The following is a 23,586-nucleotide window of genomic DNA, read 5'->3' as shown; positions in this document are numbered from 1 at the left end:
CTCGCAGCGCGTGTTGCGCTGCACGATTTTTTTGAAGTAGTCGATGGCGTTTAGAGAATGAATACACAACAACTGGCAAAACTGCGTTCTATCGTGCCCGAGATGCGTCGCGTCCGGCACATTCACTTTGTCGGCATCGGTGGTGCTGGCATGGGCGGTATTGCCGAAGTGTTAGCTAACGAAGGCTATCAGATCAGCGGGTCTGACCTGGCGCCAAACCCTGTTACGCAGCAGCTGGCGTCGCTGGGGGCGACTATCTATTTCAATCATCGCCCGGAAAACGTGAGCGATGCGAGCGTGGTTGTGGTGTCCAGCGCTATCTCCGCGGATAACCCGGAAATCGTTGCGGCGCATGAGGCGCGCATTCCGGTGATCCGTCGCGCGGAAATGCTGGCGGAACTGATGCGTTTCCGTCACGGCATTGCGGTGGCCGGCACGCACGGTAAAACCACCACAACAGCGATGGTCTCCAGCATTTATGCGGAAGCGGGTCTCGACCCGACGTTCGTTAACGGTGGTCTGGTGAAAGCCGCTGGCGTGCATGCGCGTCTGGGCCATAGCCGTTATCTGATTGCGGAAGCGGATGAGAGCGACGCGTCGTTCCTGCATCTACAGCCGATGGTGGCGATCGTCACCAACATCGAAGCTGACCATATGGACACTTACCAGGGTGACTTCGAGAACTTAAAGCAGACCTTTATTAACTTCCTGCACAACCTGCCGTTCTATGGCCGTGCGGTGATGTGCGTGGACGATCCGGTTATTCGCGAACTGCTGCCGCGCGTCGGGCGTCAAATTACGACTTACGGCTTCAGCGAAGACGCGGATGTACGCGTAGAAGATTACAAACAGATCGGTGCGCAGGGGCATTTCACCCTCGCGCGTCAGGATAAAGACCTGCTGCATGTCACCCTGAACGCGCCGGGACGTCACAACGCCCTGAATGCGGCGGCGGCGGTGGCTGTTGCGACAGAAGAAGGCATTGACGATGAAGCGATCCTGCGTGCACTGGAGAGCTTCCAGGGGACGGGCCGTCGTTTCGACTTCCTCGGTGAATTCCCACTGGAGCCGGTAAACGGTAAGCCAGGGTCTGCGATGCTGGTGGATGACTACGGTCACCATCCGACGGAAGTGGACGCAACCATCAAAGCGGCACGTGCGGGTTGGCCGGAAAAGAATCTGGTCATGATCTTCCAGCCGCACCGTTACACGCGTACCCGCGATCTGTATGACGATTTTGCCAACGTCCTTTCTCAGGTTGATACCCTGCTGATGCTGGATGTTTATGCTGCGGGTGAAACGCCGATTCCGGGTGCGGACAGTCGTTCTTTATGTCGTACCATCCGTGGACGCGGTAAAGTGGATCCTATTCTGGTTCCCGACCCGGCGCAGGTGGCTGAAATGCTTGCCCCGGTCCTGACGGGTAACGATCTGATCCTGATTCAGGGCGCGGGAAATATCGGCAAAATCGCCCGTACCTTAGCTGAAATCAAACTGAAGCCGCAAACTCAGGAGGACGAGCGTCATGGCTGATAAGATTGCTGTCCTGTTTGGCGGCACTTCCGCCGAACGCGAGGTTTCTCTGAATTCGGGCGCTGCCGTGCTGGCGGGCCTGCGTGAAGGTGGCGTGGACGCGCATCCGGTTGATCCGAAAGAGGTGGACGTCACGCAGCTGAAAGCGATGGGCTTCGATAAAGCCTTCATCGCGTTGCACGGCCGCGGTGGTGAAGACGGCACGTTGCAGGGGCTGCTGGAGCTGATCGGTATACCGTACACCGGCAGCGGCGTGATGGCATCCGCCATCTCCATGGATAAACTGCGCAGCAAACTGCTGTGGCAGGGCGCGGGCCTGCCCGTTGCGCCATGGGTTGCACTGACGCGTCGTGAATATGAATTGGGTCTGTCGGACAGCGTTAATACACGCATTGCGGCACTGGGCTTACCGGTTATTGTTAAGCCGAGCCGTGAAGGGTCGAGCGTGGGAATGTCCAAAGTTGATAAAGCTGTAGATTTGGCTGACGCTTTAGCACTGGCATTTCAACATGATGAAGAAGTTCTGATTGAAAAATGGCTTAGCGGGCCGGAATTTACCGTCGCGATGCTTGGCGAAGAAATTTTACCGTCAATTCGCATCCAACCCGCCGGAGTCTTCTATGATTATGAGGCGAAGTATCTCTCTGATGAGACGCAATATTTCTGCCCAGCGGGTCTTGAAGCAGAGCGTGAAGCCGAATTACAGTCTCTGGTGCTTAAAGCGTGGAATGTTCTGGGATGTCGTGGCTGGGGACGCATTGACGTAATGCTTGACGGTGACGGGCAATTTTATCTGCTGGAAGCAAACACGTCTCCGGGTATGACCAGCCATAGCCTTGTGCCGATGGCGGCGCGTCAGGCGGGAATGAGCTTCTCGCAATTAGTTGTACGTATTTTGGACCAGGCGGGCTGATATGTCTCAGGCTGCATTGAACACGCGCAACCGCGATGACGAAGAAGAATATTCCTCTTCGCGCCGGAGTAATGGAACGCGTCTTGCAGGGATCATCTTCCTGCTCGGGGTGCTGTGCACCGTGTTTATCAGCGGCTGGATGGTGCTGGGCTGGATGGAAGATGCGCAGCGGTTGCCGCTTTCAAAGCTGGTGGTGACCGGGGAGCGACACTACACGCGTAACGATGATATTCGCCAGTCGATTCTGGCGCTTGGGTCGCCTGGCACCTTTATGACGCAGGACGTCAACATTATTCAGAGTCAGATTGAACGTCTGCCGTGGATAAAACAGGCAAGTGTCAGAAAGCAATGGCCTGATGAATTGAAGATTCATCTGGTTGAATATGTGCCGATTGCGCGTTGGAATGATCAGCATATGGTTGATGTAGACGGAAATTCGTTCAGCGTCCCGAGCGATCGTGTCAACAAGCAGAATTTACCGATGTTGTATGGGCCGGAAGGCAGCGAAAACGAAGTATTGCAGGGTTTTCGTGAGATGGGGCAGGTGCTGGCTAAGGATCGCTTTACGTTAAAAGATGCTGCGATGACGGCGCGCCGTTCCTGGCAGTTGACCTTAACGAATGGCATCAAGCTCAACCTTGGCCGCGGCGATACAATGAAACGTCTGGCGCGTTTTGTAGAACTTTACCCGGTTTTACAGCAGCAGGCGCAGACGGATGGCAAACGGATAAGCTACGTTGATTTGCGCTATGACTCAGGCGCAGCAGTCGGTTGGGAGCCGGCTCCGGTCGAGGAACCTAATCAGCAACAAAATCAGGCACAGGTACAGGCAGAACAACAATGATCAAGTCGACGGACAGAAAATTGGTAGTAGGACTGGAGATTGGCACCGCGAAGGTTGCCGCTTTGGTAGGGGAAGTTCTGCCCGACGGTATGGTCAATATCATTGGCGTGGGCAGCTGCCCCTCCCGTGGTATGGATAAAGGTGGGGTAAACGACCTTGAGTCGGTGGTGAAATGCGTTCAGCGCGCCATCGACCAGGCTGAATTGATGGCAGATTGCCAAATTTCCTCTGTCTATCTGGCCCTTTCTGGTAAGCATATCAGCTGCCAGAATGAAATCGGTATGGTGCCGATTTCCGAAGAAGAAGTGACGCAGGAAGACGTTGAGAACGTTGTCCACACGGCGAAATCCGTGCGTGTTCGCGACGAGCACCGTGTGCTGCATGTGATCCCGCAGGAATACGCGATCGACTACCAGGAAGGCATCAAGAATCCGGTCGGTCTGTCGGGCGTGCGTATGCAGGCAAAAGTGCACCTGATCACATGTCACAACGATATGGCGAAGAACATTGTAAAAGCCGTTGAACGTTGTGGCCTGAAAGTTGACCAACTCATTTTCGCCGGACTTGCCGCGAGCTATTCCGTGCTGACCGAAGACGAACGTGAACTGGGCGTCTGTGTGGTCGATATTGGTGGTGGTACAATGGACATGGCTGTCTATACCGGCGGTGCGTTACGCCACACCAAAGTGATCCCGTACGCAGGGAACGTCGTGACCAGCGATATTGCTTACGCTTTTGGTACGCCACCGAGCGATGCAGAGGCGATTAAAGTGCGCCATGGTTGCGCGCTGGGCTCTATCGTCGGCAAAGACGAGAGCGTTGAAGTGCCGAGCGTAGGCGGTCGACCGCCGCGCAGCCTGCAACGCCAGACGCTGGCAGAGGTAATTGAGCCGCGTTATACCGAGCTGCTCAACCTGGTCAACGAAGAGATTTTGCAGTTACAGGAACAGCTTCGCCAGCAGGGTGTGAAACATCATCTCGCGGCGGGGATTGTATTAACCGGCGGGGCAGCGCAAATTGAAGGTCTTGCGGCCTGCGCTCAGCGCGTGTTCCATACGCAGGTGCGTATCGGTGCGCCGCTGAATATCACCGGTTTAACGGATTATGCCCAGGAGCCGTACTATTCAACGGCGGTGGGCCTGCTGCACTACGGGAAAGAGTCCCATTTAAGTGGTGAGGCAGAGGTGGAAAAACGCGTCTCGGTGGGGTCGTGGGTCAAACGACTTAACACCTGGCTGCGAAAAGAATTTTAATTTTTTTAAGAGACCGGAGAGAATTAGCGGTCTCGGGCGACAGGCACAACGGAGAGAGAGATTATGTTTGAACCTATGGAATTAACCAACGACGCGGTGATTAAAGTCATCGGCGTCGGTGGCGGCGGCGGTAACGCCGTAGAGCACATGGTGCGCGAGCGCATCGAAGGTGTTGAATTCTTCGCGGTGAACACCGATGCGCAGGCGCTGCGTAAAACGGCTGTTGGCCAGACGATTCAGATCGGTGGTGGCATCACCAAAGGTCTGGGAGCAGGGGCTAACCCGGAAGTGGGCCGCAACGCGGCTGAAGAAGATCGTGAAGCGCTGCGCGCTGCACTGGACGGTGCAGACATGGTCTTCATCGCAGCGGGTATGGGCGGCGGTACAGGTACCGGTGCAGCACCCGTTGTGGCGGAAGTCGCTAAAGATTTAGGTATTCTGACCGTTGCTGTCGTGACCAAGCCTTTCAACTTTGAAGGTAAGAAGCGTATGGCTTTCGCGGAGCAGGGTATCACCGAGCTGTCCAAGCACGTGGACTCTCTGATTACCATTCCGAACGACAAGCTGCTGAAAGTGCTGGGTCGCGGTATCTCTCTGCTGGACGCCTTTGGCGCGGCAAACGACGTGCTGAAAGGCGCGGTTCAGGGTATTGCTGAACTGATTACCCGTCCTGGCCTGATGAACGTCGACTTTGCAGACGTTCGTACCGTGATGTCCGAGATGGGCTACGCGATGATGGGCTCTGGCGTGGCGAGCGGCGAAGACCGTGCGGAAGAAGCTGCTGAAATGGCGATCTCCTCTCCACTGCTGGAAGATATCGATCTGTCTGGCGCGCGCGGCGTGCTGGTCAACATTACCGCTGGCTTTGACCTGCGTCTGGATGAGTTCGAAACCGTGGGTAACACCATCCGTGCATTCGCCTCTGACAACGCGACCGTCGTTATCGGTACCTCCCTTGATCCGGAAATGAACGACGAACTGCGTGTGACCGTTGTGGCCACCGGTATCGGTATGGACAAGCGTCCTGAGATCACCCTGGTGACTAACAAACAGACTCAGCAGCCGGTTATGGATCGTTACCAGCAGCACGGTATGGCGCCTCTGACTCAGGAGCAAAAACCCGCTGCGAAAGTGGTGAACGACCCGACTCCACAAACGGCAAAAGAGCCAGATTATCTGGATATCCCGGCGTTCCTGCGTAAGCAAGCTGACTAAGAATTGGCTGGAATTTGGGGATTTGCGCTCTTTGTGCTAAACTGGCCCACCGTTAGTGATATACACTCTCGGTTGGATAGTTAATTTGGCGAGATTATACGATGATCAAACAAAGGACACTTAAACGTATCGTTCAGGCGACGGGTGTCGGTTTACATACCGGCAAGAAAGTCACACTGACGTTACGCCCTGCGCCGGCCAATACCGGGGTCATCTATCGTCGCACCGACTTGAATCCACCGGTAGATTTTCCGGCCGATGCCAAATCTGTGCGTGATACTATGCTCTGTACTTGTCTGGTGAACGAGCATGACGTGCGGATTTCTACCGTAGAGCACCTGAACGCCGCCCTGGCGGGTCTGGGTATCGACAACATTATGGTTGAAGTCGATGCGCCAGAAATCCCGATCATGGACGGGAGTGCTGCTCCGTTCGTTTATTTGTTGCTGGATGCCGGCATCGAAGAACTGAACTGCGCGAAGAAATTTGTTCGCATTAAAGAGACCGTTCGCGTCGAAGATGGCGACAAATGGGCTGAATTCAAACCGTACAATGGTTTTTCGTTGGACTTCACCATCGATTTTAACCATCCGGCGATTGACTCCAGCACCCAGCGCTATGCGATGAACTTCTCTGCGGATGCGTTCATGCGCCAGATCAGCCGAGCACGTACCTTCGGCTTTATGCGTGATATCGAATATCTGCAATCCCGCGGCCTGTGCCTGGGCGGCAGCTTCGATTGTGCCATCGTTGTTGACGATTATCGCGTACTGAACGAAGACGGCCTGCGTTTTGAAGATGAATTTGTTCGTCACAAAATGCTGGACGCGATCGGCGACCTCTTCATGTGTGGTCACAACATCATTGGTGCCTTTACCGCGTTTAAATCCGGTCATGCACTGAACAACAAACTGTTGCAGGCCGTCCTGGCAAAACAGGAAGCCTGGGAATATGTGACCTTCGAAGACGAAGCTGAACTGCCGCTGGCGTTCAAAGCACCGACTATGGTCCTGGCGTAACGGTTAAACCCGTTTCGTAAGAAAAGCGACTGGTTCACCTGGTACTCTCTCCGACCAGGGAAGCCAGTCGTTTTTATTTCTGCCCTTCTTTAATTTGTCCCTTTCACCCCTGGCCTGTGTCGGGTGCCGAATAACGGTGTGTTCGCTGCATTATTGACCGTTTTTACCTGCTGCAAGGTGTCATTCCTGCTGCCGTGTATTGGCTTTAGTGGTAATATCTGGGCGCTAAAAAAGAATAACTAAACTCAGCCTGCACTGGCGGGCGAACGTGGTGGAGCAAGTGAGCGGAATACTGACGCGCTGGCGACAATTTGGCAGACGTTACTTCTGGCCGCATCTCTTATTGGGGATGGTCGCGGCGAGTCTCGGCTTGCCTGTGCTCAGCAACAGCGCAGACGCGGCGACGCCAGCACGTTCCACGACGACTAAACACGATCTCACCACACGGGTTAACTTCACTAATCTCGCATGGCTTGAAGCCAGCCGTCGTCCCAATTTCTCCGTTGATTACTGGCAGCAGCACGCGATTCGCACGGTTATCCGCCATCTGTCGTTCGCGATGGCGCCGCAGACGATGCCTGTTGCGGAAGAAACGCTGCCGGTCCAGGCTCAGCACCTTGCTCTGCTCGATACGCTTAATGCGCTTCTGACGCAGGACAACCAGCCGCCAGTGACCGTGAATCAGACGGCGAAAACGGATTTTGTTTCCCCTGCATCCTTCTCTGTTTCGACATGGATTAGCCAGGTTCACGGCATCCGTGCCGGGCCTCAACGCCTCAGCTAAATTAACCTTTTTCAATACCTTAATTTATCTGCCCGACTGGGGCGTTTGAGAATTTATTATGCTAATCAAATTGTTAACCAAAGTTTTTGGTAGTCGTAACGATCGTACCCTGCGCCGCATGCGCAAAGCGGTAAACGTCATCAACGGTATGGAACCGGCGATGGAGAAGCTCTCTGATGATGAACTGAAAGCAAAAACCGCGGAGTTCCGTGCGCGTCTGGAGAAAGGCGAAACCTTAGAAAGCCTGATCCCGGAAGCCTTTGCCGTAGTACGTGAGGCCAGTAAACGCGTGTTCGGCATGCGTCACTTCGACGTGCAGCTGCTGGGCGGGATGGTGCTCAACGAGCGCTGCATCGCGGAAATGCGTACCGGTGAAGGTAAAACCCTGACTGCAACGCTGCCAGCTTACCTGAATGCGCTGACGGGTAAGGGTGTTCACGTTGTTACCGTCAACGACTATCTGGCGCAGCGCGACGCCGAAAACAACCGTCCACTGTTCGAATTCCTCGGCATGACCGTGGGCATTAACATGTCCGGCCTGCCGGCACCTGCCAAGCGTGAAGCCTACAACGCGGACATCACTTACGGCACCAACAACGAATACGGCTTCGACTACCTGCGTGACAACATGGCGTTCAGCCCGGAAGAGCGCGTCCAGCGTAAACTGCACTATGCGCTGGTGGATGAGGTTGACTCCATTCTGATCGATGAAGCGCGTACCCCGCTGATCATCTCCGGCCCTGCCGAAGACAGCTCCGAGATGTACCGTAAAGTCGACAAAATCATTCCTCACCTGCTGCGTCAGGAGAAAGAAGACTCCGATACCTTCCAGGGTGAAGGTCACTTCTCCGTTGATGAAAAAGCGCGTCAGGTCAACCTGACCGAACGCGGCCTGGTGAAAATCGAAGAGCTGCTGGTTGCTGAAGGCATTATGGAAGAGGGCGAGTCTCTGTACTCCCCGAGCAACATCATGCTGATGCACCACGTAACGGCTGCACTGCGCGCGCACGCGCTGTTCACCCGCGACGTTGACTACATCGTTAAAGACGGGGAAGTCATCATCGTCGATGAACACACCGGCCGTACTATGCAGGGACGTCGCTGGTCCGATGGCCTGCACCAGGCCGTGGAAGCCAAAGAAGGCGTGGATATTCAGAACGAAAACCAGACGCTGGCATCCATCACCTTCCAGAACTACTTCCGTCTGTACGAGAAGCTGGCGGGGATGACCGGTACCGCAGATACCGAAGCGTTTGAGTTTAGCTCCATCTATAAGCTGGATACCGTGGTAGTACCTACCAACCGTCCGATGATCCGTAAGGATATGCCGGACCTGGTATACATGACTGAAGCGGAAAAAATTCAGGCGATCATCGAAGATATTCGCGAACGTACCGCGAAGGGCCAGCCGGTACTGGTGGGGACCATCTCCATCGAGAAGTCCGAAGTGGTGTCTAACGAGCTGACTAAAGCAGGCATCAAACACAACGTTCTGAACGCCAAGTTCCACGCTAAAGAAGCAGATATCGTTGCGCAGGCGGGTTACCCGGCAGCCGTAACCATCGCCACCAACATGGCGGGTCGTGGTACCGATATTATGCTCGGCGGTAGCTGGCAGGCTGAAGTGGCGGAGCTGGAAAACCCAACCCCAGAGCAAATCGCGCAGATCAAAGCCGACTGGCAAGTGCGTCACGACGCGGTGCTGGCATCCGGTGGTCTGCACATCATTGGTACCGAGCGTCACGAATCTCGTCGTATCGATAACCAGCTGCGCGGTCGTGCGGGTCGTCAGGGTGATGCCGGTTCTTCCCGCTTCTATCTGTCTATGGAAGATGCGCTGATGCGTATTTTCGCCTCTGACCGTGTGTCCGGCATGATGCGTAAACTGGGCATGAAACCTGGCGAAGCGATCGAGCACCCGTGGGTTACCAAAGCGATTGCCAACGCCCAGCGTAAAGTGGAAAGCCGCAACTTCGATATTCGTAAGCAGCTGCTGGAATATGATGACGTTGCCAACGACCAGCGTCGTGCGATCTACACCCAGCGTAACGAACTGCTGGACGTGTCCGACGTGAGCGAAACCATCAACAGCATTCGCGAAGATGTGTTCAAAGCCACTATCGACGCTCATATTCCACCGCAGTCTCTGGAAGAAATGTGGGATATCGAAGGCTTGCAGGAACGTCTGAAAAACGACTTCGATCTCGAACTGCCAATCAAAGAGTGGCTGGACAAAGAGCCTGAGCTGCACGAAGAGACCCTGCGCGAGCGTATCTACGAAACCGCGCTGGACGTCTACAAGCGTAAGGAAGAAGTGGTTGGCGCAGAGATGATGCGTCACTTCGAGAAAGGCGTAATGTTGCAGACCCTGGACTCCCTGTGGAAAGAGCACCTGGCGGCAATGGACTACCTGCGTCAGGGTATCCACCTGCGAGGTTATGCGCAGAAAGATCCGAAGCAGGAGTACAAGCGTGAATCCTTCTCCATGTTTGCTGCCATGCTGGAGTCGCTGAAGTATGAAGTTATCAGCACTCTGAGCAAAGTTCAGGTGCGTATGCCGGAAGAAGTGGAAGCGATGGAGCAGCAGCGTCGTGAAGAAGCTGAGCGTCTGGCACAGATGCAGCAGTTGAGCCATCAGACCGATGAGAGCGAAGCCGCAGCAGCAATCGCAGCGCAGACGGGCGATCGTAAAGTTGGTCGTAACGATCCGTGCCCATGCGGTTCCGGCAAAAAATACAAGGCGTGCCACGGCCGTCTGAGCTAAGAACATAACAAACTGAAAAGGCGCAGATATCTGCGCCTTTTTTATGGAAGTGACATGATGAAAACACTGCAAATTGCTGTCGGGATCATTCGCAACCCGCAAAACCAGATCTTCATTACCCAACGTGCCGCCGATGCGCACATGGCCAACAAATGGGAATTCCCCGGCGGGAAAATCGAATCAGGTGAAACGCCGGAGCAGGCGCTGGTGCGTGAGCTTCAGGAAGAGGTGGGGATCACCCCGCTTGGCGCAACGCTGTTCGATAAGCTGGAGTACCAGTTTCCGGATCGTCACATCACGCTGTGGTTCTGGCTGGTGGAAAGCTGGGAAGGTGAACCGTGGGGTAAAGAGGGGCAGCCGGGTAACTGGATTGAGCTTCAGGCCAGCGATGCGGAAAAATTCCCGCCCGCCAATGAGCCTGTGATACTCCGGCTGGTTGCACAACCGTAGGCCTGCTAAGCGAAGCGCCAGCAGGCTTTGAACGTTACTGCTGGTTTTCGCTCCAGTCATCGCTATCCGAGAGATCGCCTTCGCTCGGAATGCGTTTCTCTTCCGCCGCCCATTCGCCCAGGTCTATAAGCTGACAGCGCTTGCAGCAGAATGGGCGAAATGGACTCACTTCTCCCCAGACGACAGTTTTCCCACAGGTTGGGCAGTTTACGGTGGTTACGTCAGACATCGGCACTCCTTAACAACAGGCCAGTTCAAAATCGAGGCGTTCCGGCACGGTGCCATGTTCACTGTCCAGCGGCATAAAGCGGATCGCGAAACGGCTTTTATGTCCGGAAATTTGCGGGTAAAGCTGCTCGCTAAGAGACAGATTCAGGCGCAGAAGATCGGCGTCGTCGCCGTTATCCTGATAGAAACCGTTGAGACTGGTTTGTTTGCGGAACGGGGCAGAGTTACGCACAAGATCGAGGATCAAGGATAACGTCTGATTCATCGGCTCCAGGCTGCCCAGCCAGCTGTTCACCTGGCGATCGCGCTGTTCCTGCGGCATGTGCAACCACATATGCAGCGTTGGCAGGTCAAAGCTACAGCAACCGCCCGGTATGCTCAGGCGCTGGCGCACCAGCGCAATCAGACGATCCTCTCGTAAAAACTGGCCAACGCGCGGCGCGGCCATCAGCGTCGTGCTGCTGTTTTTCAGCTGCTGGCGTAAAGCGTCAATTCGACTTTGATCCACGCCCGGTACTTCGGCCCAGGCCTGTAATTTACGCTGCTGGCGCTCCAGCTCTTTCAACAGCTCAGTGCGGACGTCACCGCGTTCAATCACATCCAGCAGATCGCCCACGTTGCGGAAAAAATGCAGCGCGGTGGCGTGATCGTTGACAGGCAGATGTTGTGAAAGCTGTTGAATAAGAAATTCTATGCGTAGCCAGGTACGCATTTTTTCGTTAAGCGGGTGCTCAAAAAGGATATGAGTCGACATTATGGTTTTTCCTGTGCAACGGCCTGCGCGGCGAAGGTCAGATACTGCGCGTGCAGACGAGCAACATCCGATGCAATGGCATCTGGTGCGCCGTTATTATCAATAACATCATCCGCAACGGCGAGGCGCGCTTCGCGCGTGGCCTGTGCGGCAAGAATTTGTTCAGCATGTTCGCGTGAAACATGGTCACGCGCCATGGTTCTCTGGATTTGCGTTTCGCGGGAAACGTCAATCACCAGCGTTCTGTCTGCTTTATTCTGAAGCTGATTTTCCACCAGTAACGGGACGACCCACAACACATAGGGCGAACGGGCTGCGGCAATTTGTCGCTGAGTTTCATGGTGGATAATGGGGTGGAGCAGGGCATTAAGCCAGGCTTTTTCCGCTGGATCGGAAAATATGCACTCACGCAGCTGCCGACGATTCAGGGTGCCGTCAGCCTGTATCACACGGCGACCAAAATGCGCTTCGATGGCGTTTAAGGCGGGTGTATTGGGTTCTACCACATGACGGGCAATGATATCGGCGTCGATAATCGTGATGCCGAGACGAGCAAACGCGTGCGCAACGGTGCTTTTACCACTACCGATGCCGCCGGTTAATGCGACGATATACCCCATTAAATCAGATCCTGGGAATTATTCAGTTTTAAAATCAGTTGCTTAAAATTCAAACTTACAACAGCCAATGTTTAGCTCTCTTTACCCGCTTTTTACCAGGTAAATTTATAGGATTGTAGCGTAAAAAAAGAGAATTTCGCAGTCTTGCGGAGCAGGTATTAGTGCGTATGATAGCGTCACTGGAGTTGTGCTTTTAATATATTTGCCTCTAACCCCAGGAATCCGCACATGCGTATCGAAGAAGATCTGAAGTTAGGTTTCAAAGACGTTCTTATCCGCCCTAAACGCTCTACACTGAAAAGTCGCTCAGACGTTGAACTCGAACGTCAATTCACCTTTAAGCATTCCGGTCAGACGTGGTCTGGCGTGCCGATTATCGCGGCCAACATGGACACCGTCGGGACCTTCGAGATGGCGACCGCACTGGCGCAATTCGACATCCTTACTGCGGTACACAAACACTACAGCGCTGAAGAGTGGGATGCGTTTGTCGCCTCCGCCTCGGCTGAAGTGGTGAAGCATGTGATGGTCTCGACCGGTACGTCTGATGCAGATTTCGAGAAAACCAAACAGATCCTGAACGCCAATCCGGCGCTGAATTTTGTCTGCATTGACGTGGCAAATGGTTATTCCGAACATTTCGTCCAGTTCGTCAGCAAGGCGCGTGAAGCCTGGCCAACCAAAACCATCATCGCGGGCAACGTGGTGACCGGTGAAATGTGTGAAGAGCTGATCCTCTCCGGAGCCGACATTGTGAAAGTAGGCATTGGCCCGGGCTCCGTTTGCACCACGCGCGTGAAAACCGGTGTGGGTTATCCGCAGCTGTCTGCGGTAATTGAATGCGCTGACGCTGCGCACGGTCTGGGCGGCCAGATCATCAGCGACGGTGGCTGCACCATGCCAGGCGATGTCGCGAAAGCCTTCGGCGGCGGCGCGGATTTCGTGATGCTCGGCGGCATGCTGGCAGGCCACGAAGAGAGCGGCGGTACCGTGGTGGAAGAGAACGGCGAGAAATTCATGCTATTCTACGGAATGAGCTCTGAATCCGCGATGACCCGTCACGTGGGTGGTGTCGCGAAATACCGTGCGGCGGAAGGCAAAACCGTTAAGCTACCACTGCGTGGTCCGGTCGAAAACACGGCGCGCGATATCCTCGGCGGACTGCGTTCTGCCTGCACCTACGTTGGGGCTTCCCGCCTGAAAGAGCTGACTAAACGCACGACGTTTATCCGCGTTCAGGAGCAGGAAAACCGCGTTTTCAATAGCCTCTGACGGCTACGGCTGGCGCGCGTCCGTGCGCCAGCGTTACCCCGCGCTCATTGCATCCCCCAGATGGAAAATCGGCAGATACATTGCCACCACCAGCGTGCCAATAATCAGACCTGTCACGACCAGTAGCAAAGGCTCAAGAAGCGCCGCCAGATTGTCTGCCTGCTGAAATGTCTGTTCCGTATGATGGCGGGCCAGATTCATCAGCATGACATCCAGTGAACCCGACACTTCTCCGGTGCGAATGAGCTGAATACACAGTGGCGTAAAAACAGAGGCCTTCTGGAAGGAGGACCACACGGGCATCCCCTGTTCGATATCGCTGCGTATCTCACGGAGTTTCTCCTGCCAGTAGCCACACTCAACGGTCTCCTCCACACTCTCCAGTCCTTGTAAAAAGGCAATTCCGGCCTGCTGGGTTAATGACAGCACGGTAAAAATTTGCCCCAGTTTTTGCCCACGCATCAGCGTGCCCATCACCGGTACATGTAACAGGACGTACTGCCAGCGCGGATGCCGCCGCAGCTTACAGGCGATGACAACCATTGCCACGAGCAGGGCCAAAAGGGTGAGGATATGCGCCTGAACCAAGGCCGCCAGCCCCATGACTGCCTGCGTGAGCAAAGGGAGCGGGGTGTTGAACGTTTTGTAGATTGCAGCAAACTCAGGCAAAACCAGCGTGACCATCGCCAGCACCACGAAAACGGCCAGCGTCAGGATGATCAGCGGATAGCGCAGCGCTTTCTTCACCTTTGCACTGAGCTGCTGCTGGGATTTTTGTTGCTGCGCAAGCTGACGGCAGCAGACTTCGAGCTTACCCGTCAGCTCACCCGTCTTCACCATCGAGACATAAAGGGGGCTAAACACCTCTGGCCATTTCTTCATGGCCTCTGACAGAGCGAAACCTTCGCTCAGGTCATCAGCAAGACTGTGCAGCAGCGCCTGCCAGTGCTGCAAAGGATGCTGTTCCGCCAGCATGTGCAGGCTTTGGGACAGCGTGAGTCCGGCCTGTAGCAGCGTGGCGAGCTGGCGAAAAATATCGTAGCAGTGCTGCACCTGCCATCGGTGGCGCTGCTGGCAGCGTTTTAGCGCCAGCGGGTGCAGCTGTTTAAGCACCAGAGCCGTGTAAGCTGCGTTACGGTCGATGGCCCAGAGGGTGCCGGTTTGCACCTCCCCCTCGGTGGTCAGGGCACGCCAGCGCCAGAGCGAATTAGCAGCCATCGGGCATTCCCAGGACGCGCAACAACTCTTCGAGCGTAGTCAGCCCTTGCTCTACGGCCATGCAGCCATGCTCAAACAAAGAGGTCATTCCCGCCTGACGAGCGCTGGACCCAATCACCTCCGTGCTTGCTCCGCTGGCGATGGCCTGCCGCAGCGTGTCGTCGATGACGAGCACTTCAAAAATGGCTACGCGACCATAAAAACCGTGGTAGCAGCGATCGCAGCCGGTGGGTTGCCAGCGAGGAAGCGGCCGGGGCCACAGCGTGCGGGGTAATTCGGTGTGGCGGCTGGCTTCCTGTCGGCAGTACGGGCATAAACGGCGCACCAGCCGCTGGGCAATCACCATCGAGAGCGCCGAAGAGATCATCCAGCGCGCGACGCCCATCTGTTGCAGCCGTACCAGCGTTTCAGTCGTCGAATTAGTATGGAGGGTGGACAGCACCAGATGCCCGGTTTGTGCCGCCTTAATGGCAATTTCTGCCGTTTCGCCGTCACGAATTTCACCTACCATAATGATGTCAGGATCCTGCCTGAGCAGGGCGCGCAGCACGCTCTGGAAGGTCAGCCCCGCACGCGGATTAATCTGCGTCTGGTTTAAGCCTGCAAGCGGGATTTCAACGGGATCTTCCACGCTGCAAATATTAACGTCAGGGGTATTTCGCGCCTGTAACGCGCTGTACAGCGTCACCGTTTTCCCGCTACCGGTCGGGCCGGTGACCAGAATCAACCCCTGAGGGCTGTTAAGCGCCCCGGCAAAACGGGCCTGCTGGTCTGCGCTCATCCCCAGCTGTTCAAGCTCCAGAGCCTGATGTACCTGGTGAAGCAGACGAAGCACGATTTTTTCTCCACCGCTACAGGGAAGGGTTGCGATACGAAAAGAGACGGGGACGCTTGCCAGCTCCACCGTAAACTGACCGTCCTGCGGCAGGCGGCGCTCCGCAATATCCAGTTGACCCAGCACCTTCAGGCGTGCGGCAAGCGTCGTCCCGAGGGCGGCAGAGATCGGCGGTTGAGGGTAGAGAACACCGTCGATTCGCAAACGGATCTGGTAACCGTGCTCCGTCGGTTCAATATGGATGTCAGAAGCCCGCTGGTTTACTGCCTGCTGCAAGGTTGTACTGAGCACGTCAGCGGCTGAGTTTGGCACGATGCCCGGCAGGTGTGATGATGAGAGGGACTGAAGCCGTTTTTCCATCCGTTCAGCCGTCCAGCACTCAATATCAATACGTTTCTGCGTGGCGAAGCGTAACGCTTCCATCAGCTCAGAGGCAGGATTACCCACCACCGCAATGCTGATCATCTCGGTGTCGCTTGCGAGTAGCAGTGCGTGATGGCGCTGACAGAGCGTCATAAGCTGCTCGGTATTCATTGTCCACTCCTGTCAGTTGTTGTCGAAGCGGAAAACATCTTCACAGGCTTGTCTGAGCGCCGTGTCGGACGCAATTTTGCAGTCACGCGTCCAGCCCGTCATACCGTTACCGTCGCTCCAGATCGGTGTCACGAGCACTTCAAGTCCGTTAAGGCTTTCCTGCCCTGTTAACGATACGATCCCCTTCGCCACGCTCATCGCTGAAACGTAACGTGTGGTTGTCGGGGAGGGGATGCCATTGGTGCCTGCGTCGCAGCGATCCACACCACCACGATCCAGGGCGCAAAGCTCAATGGCGGTGCGGTAGGGGATGAACGTTTGCAGCATATCGGTGAGCGCCGCTTTTCGCAGGTAGTTCTGATAGGCCGGGACGCCAATCGCGCTCAGGATGGCAATAATGCCAATGACCACCATTAGCTCAATCAGGGTAAATCCTTGTTGTCTGTTCATGTCTGCTCCTTATGTTAAGTGGCGCTACTGTGGCAGTGACTGCGCGCAGAAACGAGGGGCAAAAGCGTGAACGTGAAGGGGCTTTCAGGGAAATGATTCAGTGTTGCAGAGAAGGACAGCGTAATTGCGAGCGGTTTCGTATTTCCCCTCTCCGGGCGGAGAGGGGGGATAATTTATTTGAAGCGCATCGAGAGGTCGAGGGCGCGGACGTGCTTGGTCAGGGCGCCTACGGAGATGTAATCGACGCCGGTTTCAGCAAATTCGCGGAGGGTGTCGAACGTCACGTTGCCGGACACCTCAAGCTGCGCCTGGCCGTTTGTGCGTTTGACCGCTTCACGCATCTGCTCCGTGTCGAAGTTATCGAGCATGATGATGTCAGCCCCCGCTTTAATGGCCTCGTCCAGCTCCTCCAGCGTTTCCACTTCCACTTCGACGGGCACATCCGGATGCAGCCAGAAGGCTTTTTCCACGGCCTGACGCACCGAGCCAGAGGCAATAATGTGGTTCTCTTTGATCAGGAAGGCATCGGATAGCCCCAGACGATGGTTGGCGCCGCCACCGCAGAGTACCGCGTATTTCAGCGCGGTGCGCAGGCCCGGCAGGGTTTTACGGGTATCCAGCAGCTGCGTGCGGGTGCCTGCCAGCAGGTCAACGTAGCGGCGTACTTCACTGGCAACGCCAGAGAGCGTTTGCACAAAATTGAGCGCGGTGCGTTCACCAGTCAGCAAGACGCGGGACGGGCCGTCCAGTTCGAACAGTGGCTGATTCGCCGTGACCGCATCGCCGTCCTCAACGTGCCATGTTACCTGCACCTCGTCGCCCGCCAGCTGGGTAAAGACCTCCTCAACCCAGCGTTTGCCGCAGAAAACCCCTGCTTCACGGGTGATAACCACCGCATGCGAGCGTGTCTCTTTTGGCAACAATTGGGCGGTAATATCGTTATCGGCGCTGACGTCACCGCCGAGGTCTTCTCTCAGGGCATGGGCAACGCTTGCCGGGATATCACTATTAATACGTTCCAGAAGCGCGTCACGTCGGTGGTCGGGGTTATAGCGGCGAGGCGGCATGATAAAACTCCAAATTGGTAACGAATCATAATATTGAAACATGCTACTCTGAACCGAGTAACAGCACCATAGATAAGGAGTTCCAGCATGTTGTTAGAAAACGGATGGCTGGTGGACGCGCGGCATGTACCGTCGCCGCACCACGACTGCCGCCCGGAGGATGAAAAGCCCACACTGCTGGTGGTTCACAATATTAGTCTCCCGCCGGGTGAGTTTGGCGGTCCGTGGATCGATGCGTTATTCACTGGAACGATAGATCCCGATGCCCACCCCTTCTTTGCTGAGATTGCGCATCTGCGCGTATCGGCGCACTGTCTGATCCGACGTGATGGCGAAGTGGTTCAGTATGTTCCTTTTGATAAGCGTGCCTGGCATGCCGGCGTGTCGAAGTATCAGGGGCGCGAGCGGTGCAATGATTTCTCCATTGGAATTGAACTGGAAGGAACGGACACCACGCCTTACACCGATGCGCAATATGAGAAACTGGTTGCTGTAACGCAAACGTTAATCGGGCGCTATCCCGCCATTGCAGACAATATTACAGGGCACAGCGACATCGCTCCCGAAAGAAAAACCGACCCCGGCCCGGCGTTTGACTGGTCCCGGTTTCACGCCATGCTTACCACGTCGTCAGATAAGGAGATAACATGACGTTGTTTACCATGCTGCTGGTTATGATCGCTGAACGCCTGTTTAAGCTCGGCGAGCACTGGCATCTGGATCATCGGCTGGAGGTGTTATTCCGCCGCATCAGGCATTTTTCCATGCTGCGCACGCTGCTGATGGCGGCAGGCGTGATGGTGATTACGTTCCTGTTGCTGCGCTCGCTTTACGGCCTCTTTTTCAACGTGCCGCTGCTGGTGATGTGGATCCTGCTCGGCGTGTTGTGTATTGGCGCGGGCAAGGTGCGTTTGCACTATCACGCGTATCTGAAAGCCGCTTCCCGGGATGATGCCCACGCGCGCGGCGCGATGGCGAGCGAGCTGACGATGATCCACGGCGTACCGCCGGACTGCGATGAACGCGAGTTTCTGCGGGAGCTGCAAAACGCGCTGCTGTGGATTAACTTCCGTTACTACCTGGCGCCGCTGTTCTGGTTCGTGGTGGGCGGACCCTGGGGGCCGGTACTGCTGATGGGTTACGCGTTCCTGCGCGCCTGGCAGACCTGGCTTGCCCGCTATCTTACGCCGCATGAACGTCTACAGTCCGGCATTGATGCCATCCTGCACGTGCTCGACTGGCTTCCGGTACGTCTGGTAGGCGTGGTCTATGCCCTCATCGGTCACGGTGAAAAGGCGCTGCCCGCGTGGTTTGTCTCCCTTGCTGACCGTCATACCTCGCAGTATCAGGTTTTAACCCGACTGGCACAGTTCTCGCTGGCGCGTGAGCCGCACACGGACAAAGTCGCAACGCCAAAGGCTGCCGTCTCGATGGCGAAGAAAACGTCGTTTGTGGTGGTGGTGATTGTGGCGCTGCTGACGATTTACGGCACGCTGGTTTAAGCCAGCGCGCCGAAGCCGTTACGGTGTATCTGCGGGCGGGATGCCGAATTCAGGCATCCCGTTTTCGTTCCAGCGGATGAGTTTCAGGCGAGTATGGCGATTGGGATCGTAAAGCGGATCGCCTTCAATTTCAGTGTAGTTTCGCGCGTGGTAGACCAGCACATCTTCGCCCTCCGGCGTCTGCGTAAAGCTGTTATGGCCTGGCCCATACTGACGGTTTTCGTAGCTGGTGACGAACACCGGGCGCGGGGATTTATGCCAGTTAGCCGGGTTTTGCGGATCGGCATTCAGGTCTGCCCACAGTAATCCCATGCAGTAGTTCTCGTCGGTGGCGCTGGCGGAATAGCTGATAAACAGCTTATCGCCATGGAACAGCACCGCCGGGCCTTCATTGACCCAGAACCCGCGGCACTCCCAGTCATATTCCGGTTTACTGAGCATCACCGGCTCGCCTTTCAGCGTCCACGGATTTTCCATTTCACACAGGTAAAGATTCGAGTTACCGGAAATATCCGGGGCTTTTTGCGCCCACAGATACCAGCGTTTACCCTGATGAACAAAGGTGGTGGCATCCAGCGCGAAGGTGTCAAACGGGGTTTTGATTTGCCCTTTTTCTACCCACGTACCGGTGAGCGGATCGCGATCTGCGCATTCAATGGCAAACATGCGATGCTGGAACATCCCGAGCTGATCGAGCGCCTGGGTATGCGTGGCGGCAAAATAGATGTACCACCTACCGTCGATATGATGCAGTTCCGGTGCCCAGATCAGCTGGCTCATCGGGCCGGTGTCGGGCTTGCGCCAGACAACCACCTCTTCGGCATTGCGTAAACCTTCCAGCGAGTCCGCGCGGCGGATCGCCAGCCGATCGTACTCCGGTACGGAGGCGATAAAGTAATATTGCCCATCGTGACGCAGGATATACGGGTCGGCGCGTTGTTCAATAAACGGGTTTGGCCAGGTTTGCATTCGGCTTTCCTTATTTAGTCTCAGCGGCTTTGAGTTCCTGATAATCGTTCAGCTCGCGATAGTTGGTGCGACGCTTTTCCAGATCGGACTGGATCTGCTTCATGGTCTCACGGTCCACTTTCAGCAGACGTACTACGCCCGCGGTAATTAAGTATCCAATGCCAGGAATGACGGTAAAGAGCAGCACGATCCCGTTGATGGCATCCGCGCTCTGCGCTTTTGCGCCCGCATCGTAGCCGTACCAGGAGAGCAGGAAACCGACCATTGCCCCGGCAATCGCCAGACCCAGTTTCAGGAAGAAGATGTTGCCGGAGAAGCTGATCCCGGTGATACGTTTCCCGGTTTTCCATTCACCGTAGTCGTCCACGTCGGCCATCAGGGACCAGTGCAGCGGGGATGGGATCTGGTGCAGGATGTTCAGCAGGACGTAAAGCACAACAATGGTTGTCGTCGCTTTCGGGTCGAAGAAGTAGAAGGCGCAGGAGAAAATCGCCAGCGCGATGTTGGTCCAGAAGAAGACCTTCAGCTTGCACCAGCGGTCGGTCAGCACTTTCGCCAGCATACTGCCGAACATCATGCCGACAACGCCCAGGCTGATAAACAGCGTGGCGAAATGGGTGCTTTGCCCCATGACCCAGGTGACGTAATACATGGTGGCCGCCATGCGGATAAAGCCAGGGCAGACGTTGCACAGGGTTAACAGCAGGATCCGCACCCACTGGTCGTTCTTCCACACGTCTTTCAGGTCGTTTTTCAGTTCGTCATGGGTTTGCACCGCCGGACGCACACGCTCGCGCACCGTGGCGAAGCAGAACAGGAACATGCAGGTACCAATCAGCGCCAGCACGGTCATCGCCATCTGGTAGCCTTTGGCTTTGTTATCCCCACCGAACCAGTCGGCCATTGGCAGGAGCGTTAGCGACAGCAGCAGCGTGGCGATACCAACCATAACAAAACGGTAGGACTGGCAGGCAACGCGCTCTTTCGGGTCGTTGGTGATCACGCCGCCGAGCGAGCAGTACGGAATATTGATGGCGGTATAGGTCAGCGACAGCAGGAAGTAGGTGACAAAGGCATAGATAACTTTGCTGTTATAGCTCCACTCTGGCGTGGTGAACATCAGAATGCTGAACAGCGCATAGGGGAAGGCAATCCACAGCAGCCATGGACGAAACCGGCCATATTTGCTGCGGGTACGGTCAGCAATCGCGCCCATGATCGGGTCCGTTACGGCATCAATGACGCGCACGGACAGGAGTAAAACGCCAACCAGTGCAGGAGCCAGACCAAAAATATCCGTATAAAAATAGTTAACAAATAACATGATGGCGCCAAAGATAATGTTGCATCCGGCGTCACCCATGCCATAGCCGATCTTTTCTTTTACTGACAGTTTGTTGTTATTCATCGACAGCTCTCCGGGTTTCGGTATGGAGAGAATTATTCGCTGGCAAACGAATATATGCGTTGCAATATAAAGGCGGTGATATGGAGGATTTTGCTGTTGGCGCGAATTTGTGAGGAAGGTAACAAGACGCTGTACCCGCAACCGCGAGTACAGCGAGAAAACATTTAGTGCGCTTTCACCGTTTTGGCATTTTTCTGTTTCACCATATAACCCACGCCGAGGATCGCAATCCAGACCGGGATCAGGTAGACGGAAATCGCCATGCCTGGGGTGATGAGCATGATGACCAGTACAGCTGCCATGAACAGCAGGCAAACCCAGTTCCCCAGCGGATAGAGCAGGGCAGGGAAGCGCGTGGTTACGCCCTGCTGCTGCTTGGCGCGGCGGAACTTGATGTGCGCGAGGCTAATCATTGCCCAGTTAATCACCAGGGCGGAAACCACCAGCGCCATCAGCAGACCGAAGGCTGATTCCGGGGCCAGGTAGTTAATCAGCACGCACAGCGCCGTCACGACCGCCGACACGATGATGGTATTAACCGGTACGCCACGCTTATCAACGGTGAGCAGCGCTTTCGGTGCGTTGCCCTGTTGCGCCAGGCCGAACAGCATACGGCTGTTGCAGTAAACGCAGCTGTTATAAACGGAAAGCGCAGCGGTCAGCACCACGACGTTGAGCGCGTTCGCCACGAAGGTATCGCCCAGCTCGTGGAAGATGAGCACAAACGGGCTGGTATCCGCCGTGACGCGCGTCCATGGCAGCAGCGAGAGCAGCACCGCCAGGGAGCCCACATAGAAGATCAGGATGCGGTAGATAACCTGATTTGTGGCTTTCGGGATGCTCTGTTCCGGGTTGTCGGCTTCCGCGGCGGTGATGCCCACCAGCTCCAGACCGCCGAAGGAGAACATAATTATCGCCATCATCATCACCAGGCCGGTCATGCCGTGAGGCAAGAACCCGCCTTGCTCCCAAAGGTTGCGCACGGTGGCCTGCGGGCCGCCGTTGCCGCTGAACAGCAGCCAGCCGCCGAAGATGATCATCGCTACAACGGCAATCACTTTGATGATGGCAAACCAGAACTCCATCTCACCGAACACTTTTACGTTGGTGAGGTTAATGGCGTTAATCAGGACGAAGAAGGCCGCCGCAGACGCCCAGGTAGGGATCTCCGGGTACCAGAACTGAATGTATTTCCCGACGGCGGTCAGCTCGGCCATGGCAACCAGAACGTACAGAACCCAGTAGTTCCAGCCCGAGGCGAAACCTGCGAAGCTGCCCCAGTATTTATAGGCGAAGTGGCTGAATGAGCCTGCGACCGGCTCCTCAACAACCATTTCCCCTAACTGACGCATAATCAGAAATGCAATGAAACCCGCTATCGCGTACCCCAAAATAATGCCCGGACCGGCCGACTGGATAACCGATGCACTGCCCAGAAACAGGCCAGTACCAATAGCACCGCCCAGGGCGATGAGCTGTATATGGCGGTTTTTAAGGCCGCGCTTTAGCTGATCGCCATGCTGTTGAGCTTCCATTTGAAACCTCGTGTGTGGTTGTTATGTTCACGCTGTGCGTATGTAATTATGAAAGTCCATATTCTGTATTTATTTCTTTACGGTTAACGATACCGAAAAAAGCGGAGATGGCTTCCGTTAGCGCCAGAATAGTGGTAAGCGCCAGCGAATGCACCTGCTTTATGAAGGGGCGATGACGACTTGAATAAAAAGAAACCAATTGTAAATCGGTACGTTAACCCCTCATACCCCAACCTATAGAATAGAAATTCATCATAAGAGGGCGAATTTTCATTTTTTGCCTTGTTGAATCGCTTCAGATTGCAAAAAACCTCGTTTCATTATGGTTAAAACTGCCTCTTTGGTAGTAACCATTTCATTTGTGCAAAGTTACATTCCTGAAACGTTAGTTCTGTAAGGTTGTTAAAATGTGCCGGGTT

The 23,586-nt window shown here is 55.3% G+C and carries 22 protein-coding genes; 12 read left to right on the top strand and 10 right to left on the bottom strand.

Going from position 1 to position 23,586, the window contains the following annotated elements; translation table 11 throughout:
- The first annotated feature begins 57 nt into the window (after positions 1-57).
- The 9 genes from murC (at position 58) to mutT (ending at position 10,775) form a co-directional block, all read left to right on the top strand.
- Positions 58-1,533, top strand: coding sequence for a UDP-N-acetylmuramate--L-alanine ligase (gene murC / locus CU081_RS23900; protein ID WP_003856345.1), 1,476 nt, complete (start codon positions 58-60; stop codon positions 1,531-1,533).
- Positions 1,526-2,446, top strand: a complete 921-nt coding sequence (locus tag CU081_RS23895; RefSeq protein WP_003856344.1) for a D-alanine--D-alanine ligase — start codon at positions 1,526-1,528, stop codon at positions 2,444-2,446. Before murC ends, CU081_RS23895 begins: the two co-directional genes overlap by 8 nt.
- Before the next feature lies 1 nt (position 2,447).
- Complete coding sequence (gene ftsQ, locus CU081_RS23890) at positions 2,448-3,290, top strand: cell division protein FtsQ (protein WP_003856342.1); 843 nt, start codon at positions 2,448-2,450, stop codon at positions 3,288-3,290.
- Positions 3,287-4,543 carry a cell division protein FtsA gene (gene ftsA / locus CU081_RS23885; protein WP_003856340.1) on the top strand — a complete coding sequence of 419 codons (1,257 nt, stop codon included), beginning with the start codon at positions 3,287-3,289 and terminating at the stop codon, positions 4,541-4,543. The genes ftsQ and ftsA overlap by 4 nt, the downstream gene beginning before the upstream one ends.
- Positions 4,544-4,606: 63 nt before the next feature.
- Positions 4,607-5,758 (top strand): cell division protein FtsZ, encoded by a 1,152-nt coding sequence (ftsZ, locus tag CU081_RS23880; protein ID WP_003856338.1) that lies wholly within the window; start codon positions 4,607-4,609, stop codon positions 5,756-5,758.
- A gap of 101 nt (positions 5,759-5,859) precedes the next feature.
- A complete protein-coding gene (lpxC, locus tag CU081_RS23875) occupies positions 5,860-6,777 on the top strand; it encodes a UDP-3-O-acyl-N-acetylglucosamine deacetylase (protein ID WP_003856337.1) in 918 nt (305 codons plus the stop codon).
- 280 nt (positions 6,778-7,057) lie between these two features.
- Entirely contained in the window at positions 7,058-7,561 is a 504-nt protein-coding gene (secM, locus tag CU081_RS23870) for a secA translation cis-regulator SecM (protein ID WP_032628081.1), read from the top strand.
- 58 nt (positions 7,562-7,619) lie between these two features.
- Entirely contained in the window at positions 7,620-10,325 is a 2,706-nt protein-coding gene (gene secA, locus CU081_RS23865; protein ID WP_003856335.1) for a preprotein translocase subunit SecA, read from the top strand.
- Positions 10,326-10,382: 57 nt separating this feature from the next.
- Positions 10,383-10,775 (top strand): 8-oxo-dGTP diphosphatase MutT, encoded by a 393-nt coding sequence (gene mutT, locus CU081_RS23860; protein ID WP_003856333.1) that lies wholly within the window; start codon positions 10,383-10,385, stop codon positions 10,773-10,775.
- A 34-nt stretch (positions 10,776-10,809) separates the two neighbouring features.
- Here mutT and yacG read toward each other — a convergent pair whose 3' ends face one another.
- Genes yacG through coaE form a run of 3 tightly spaced genes read right to left on the bottom strand, consistent with a single transcriptional unit; the run spans position 10,810 to position 12,377 of the window.
- Positions 10,810-11,004, bottom strand: coding sequence for a DNA gyrase inhibitor YacG (gene yacG, locus CU081_RS23855; protein WP_003856332.1), 195 nt, complete (start codon positions 11,002-11,004; stop codon positions 10,810-10,812).
- Positions 11,005-11,013: 9 nt separating this feature from the next.
- Positions 11,014-11,757: a cell division protein ZapD gene (gene zapD / locus CU081_RS23850; RefSeq protein ID WP_003856329.1), complete on the bottom strand. Its 744-nt coding sequence runs from the start codon at positions 11,755-11,757 to the stop codon at positions 11,014-11,016.
- Positions 11,757-12,377 (bottom strand): dephospho-CoA kinase, encoded by a 621-nt coding sequence (gene coaE / locus CU081_RS23845; RefSeq protein ID WP_022650398.1) that lies wholly within the window; start codon positions 12,375-12,377, stop codon positions 11,757-11,759. Before coaE ends, zapD begins: the two co-directional genes overlap by 1 nt.
- Positions 12,378-12,605: 228 nt before the next feature.
- On the opposite strand from coaE, the gene CU081_RS23840 reads away from it, so the two are divergent.
- Positions 12,606-13,649, top strand: coding sequence for a GMP reductase (locus tag CU081_RS23840; protein ID WP_003856327.1), 1,044 nt, complete (start codon positions 12,606-12,608; stop codon positions 13,647-13,649).
- A 33-nt stretch (positions 13,650-13,682) separates the two neighbouring features.
- Here CU081_RS23840 and hofC read toward each other — a convergent pair whose 3' ends face one another.
- From hofC to nadC, 4 genes are all read right to left on the bottom strand, one after another.
- Complete coding sequence (gene hofC, locus CU081_RS23835; protein WP_022650399.1) at positions 13,683-14,867, bottom strand: protein transport protein HofC; 1,185 nt, start codon at positions 14,865-14,867, stop codon at positions 13,683-13,685.
- Complete coding sequence (gene gspE / locus CU081_RS23830; protein WP_003856325.1) at positions 14,857-16,236, bottom strand: type II secretion system protein GspE; 1,380 nt, start codon at positions 16,234-16,236, stop codon at positions 14,857-14,859. The genes hofC and gspE overlap by 11 nt, the downstream gene beginning before the upstream one ends.
- Before the next feature lie 12 nt (positions 16,237-16,248).
- Complete coding sequence (gene ppdD / locus CU081_RS23825) at positions 16,249-16,686, bottom strand: prepilin peptidase-dependent pilin (RefSeq protein WP_003856324.1); 438 nt, start codon at positions 16,684-16,686, stop codon at positions 16,249-16,251.
- 173 nt (positions 16,687-16,859) lie between these two features.
- Entirely contained in the window at positions 16,860-17,753 is an 894-nt protein-coding gene (gene nadC, locus CU081_RS23820; protein ID WP_022650401.1) for a carboxylating nicotinate-nucleotide diphosphorylase, read from the bottom strand.
- Positions 17,754-17,840: 87 nt separating this feature from the next.
- Between nadC and ampD the strand changes: the two genes are divergently transcribed.
- Both ampD and ampE read left to right on the top strand, forming a co-directional pair.
- Entirely contained in the window at positions 17,841-18,404 is a 564-nt protein-coding gene (ampD, locus tag CU081_RS23815) for a 1,6-anhydro-N-acetylmuramyl-L-alanine amidase AmpD (RefSeq protein WP_003856321.1), read from the top strand.
- Positions 18,401-19,255 carry a beta-lactamase regulator AmpE gene (ampE, locus tag CU081_RS23810; protein ID WP_022650402.1) on the top strand — a complete coding sequence of 285 codons (855 nt, stop codon included), beginning with the start codon at positions 18,401-18,403 and terminating at the stop codon, positions 19,253-19,255. The genes ampD and ampE overlap by 4 nt, the downstream gene beginning before the upstream one ends.
- Before the next feature lie 18 nt (positions 19,256-19,273).
- Here the strand turns inward: ampE and CU081_RS23805 are convergent, their stop codons facing one another.
- From CU081_RS23805 to aroP, 3 genes are all read right to left on the bottom strand, one after another.
- Positions 19,274-20,224, bottom strand: a complete 951-nt coding sequence (locus tag CU081_RS23805; protein WP_003856319.1) for a glycoside hydrolase family 43 protein — start codon at positions 20,222-20,224, stop codon at positions 19,274-19,276.
- A gap of 10 nt (positions 20,225-20,234) precedes the next feature.
- Positions 20,235-21,632 carry a glycoside-pentoside-hexuronide (GPH):cation symporter gene (locus CU081_RS23800; RefSeq protein WP_003856318.1) on the bottom strand — a complete coding sequence of 466 codons (1,398 nt, stop codon included), beginning with the start codon at positions 21,630-21,632 and terminating at the stop codon, positions 20,235-20,237.
- A 164-nt stretch (positions 21,633-21,796) separates the two neighbouring features.
- The gene (aroP, locus tag CU081_RS23795; RefSeq protein WP_003856317.1) at positions 21,797-23,167 is read right to left on the bottom strand and encodes an aromatic amino acid transporter AroP; all 1,371 of its coding nucleotides are present in this window, start codon (positions 23,165-23,167) and stop codon (positions 21,797-21,799) included.
- Positions 23,168-23,586 lie beyond the last annotated feature (419 nt).

The organism is Enterobacter sp. CRENT-193 (assembly GCF_002787395.1).
Taxonomy (GTDB): Bacteria; Pseudomonadota; Gammaproteobacteria; order Enterobacterales; family Enterobacteriaceae; genus Enterobacter; species Enterobacter hormaechei_C.
This window is presented reverse-complemented; position numbering and strand designations above follow the sequence as displayed.